Genomic DNA, 342 nt, shown 5'->3' with positions numbered 1-342 from the left:
TACGGTGTGGATGTGTGCTCGTTTCCAGGCCCGGTAAGCGCAAGCGCCACCGGGCAATGCCATCAGCTCAACAGCTGAAAGGCAATCATACCGACAATCGCACCGACCGTGCCGAGGATGGTTTCCATCATCGTCCAGGTCTTCAGCGTTTGCGCTTCGGTCGCACCGGTAAATTTACCGAACAACCAGAAACCAGCGTCGTTAACGTGGCTGACCACGATAGAGCCACCCGCGATACAGATAGACAGTGCCGCCATCTGGGCACCGGAGTAGTTCAGTTGCTCAATCACCGGCATCACCAGACCAACCGCCGTTAAGCAGGCTACAGTCGCGGAACCCTGA

1 pseudogene is annotated in these 342 nt (G+C 57.0%); it reads right to left on the bottom strand.

Annotated features, from left to right (window positions below):
• Positions 1 to 62: 62 nt before the first annotated feature.
• Positions 63 to 342 (bottom strand): annotated as a pseudogene (locus FDW87_RS22590) (gluconate transporter); the annotation flags it as partial.

This window comes from Citrobacter sp. wls826, from assembly GCF_005281245.1.
GTDB lineage: Bacteria > Pseudomonadota > Gammaproteobacteria > Enterobacterales > Enterobacteriaceae > Citrobacter > Citrobacter braakii.
This window is presented reverse-complemented; position numbering and strand designations above follow the sequence as displayed.